3 protein-coding genes are annotated in these 1,133 nt (G+C 39.6%); 2 read left to right on the top strand and 1 reads right to left on the bottom strand.

What is annotated here, in order from left to right; all coding sequences use genetic code 11:
* The coding region (locus tag AB4496_RS21680) for a TIM barrel protein (RefSeq protein WP_372131936.1) at window positions 1-333 on the top strand (333 nt) is incomplete at its 5' end.
* 162 nt (window positions 334-495) lie between these two features.
* Here AB4496_RS21680 and AB4496_RS21675 read toward each other — a convergent pair.
* The gene (locus AB4496_RS21675; protein WP_009845895.1) at window positions 496-705 is read right to left on the bottom strand and encodes a hypothetical protein; all 210 of its coding nucleotides are present in this window, start codon (window positions 703-705) and stop codon (window positions 496-498) included.
* Between the two features lie 246 nt (window positions 706-951).
* Between AB4496_RS21675 and AB4496_RS21670 the strand changes: the two genes are divergently transcribed.
* On the top strand, window positions 952-1,133 hold a 182-nt coding region (locus AB4496_RS21670), incomplete at its 3' end, for an HAD hydrolase-like protein (RefSeq protein ID WP_372131934.1).

The raw sequence follows: 1,133 nt of genomic DNA, 5'->3' as shown, positions 1-1,133 counted from the left end.
GCGTATCCTGATGTGGGCAATATCTCTGGTTGGAATTACGACATAGTGACGGAGCTAAAACTGAGTAAGCCTCATATCACTCAGATCCACCTCAAAGACACTTATAAAGTGACTGACGAGTACAAAGGGCAGTTTCGAGACTTAGTGATTGGTGATGGCGAAGTTGACTTCAATGCTATTTTTGAAACGTTGAAAGAGACTGAGTGCGTTGTACCACTCGTGATCGAGATGTGGGCTCAAGATGAACGCTGGAAAGAGAATATACTGACGGCACAAAAACGTTTGAATGAAGTTTGTGTTCAAACGGGTGTTCCGAGATTGTTTGACCACTAACTCTACCTAGAATAATTAACCAGTTTCTCTTTGCGTTCTCGATGCTCATAACGAAAAGAGAAAATGCAGCATATTGCCCCCAATATGCTGCATTTTTATATCAACATGTCGCTCTAAACTGCTGAAGCTGAGGTTATGTCAATTTCGAAATAGTGGCGGTTCTTAAACAGCGATCGTCACATGATCACGGCCCACTTCAGCCATCTGAATCAGGTAGTCCGTGTGGTATTTCTTCTTGATGACGATTTGGCTACCGATTTCAGCAACAATCTTTACCACTTCCAACGCATCAGAAGGATGTAATGAAGAGTCTTTTGAAATTTCGATATTAACGCCTAAATTTGCCAATTTGATGATGTCGCTAGAATGCATGGTCGTGTCCAAGGTATTTGATTTTCGTGGACTATATCATCTTCAATTTATGCAACTCTACTTGGTTTAAGTAAAAATGGGTGAGATGTGTTCAAAATATGATTTCAATAGTAAAACAACGGCTTTTATTGCATCAATTCGTTTAATTGTCGGATTGTTGAATAAGATCATATTAAGACGATCATGAATAGGTTTTATGTATGGTGATTAGTAGTATGAGTCTCAAAACAATATGAGAGATTGACTATGCCAAAGTTAGATAAATATAAAGGAATTATTTTTGATCTCGATGGGACTCTGGTCAATTCTATGGTTGCACACGCTCATGCATGGGAACAAACTTGTCAGAAGTTTGGTATTCCCTACGACAAAGAGTGGCTCGATCAACTTGGTGGGATGCCATCGCGAAAAGTGACTCAAGAGATCCT

The sequence above is a fragment of the Vibrio sp. 10N.222.46.A1 genome (assembly GCF_041473595.1).
Classification (GTDB): domain Bacteria; phylum Pseudomonadota; class Gammaproteobacteria; order Enterobacterales; family Vibrionaceae; genus Vibrio; species Vibrio tasmaniensis_A.
The sequence above is the reverse complement of the archived record's forward strand: the minus strand, read 5'-3'. Positions and strand labels throughout refer to the sequence as shown.

Excerpts from the sequence above, each read along its gene's own strand:
- AB4496_RS21675 (WP_009845895.1), bottom strand. The coding sequence starts at position 705 with ATGCATTCTAGCGACATCATCAAATTGGCAAATTTAGGCGTTAATATC.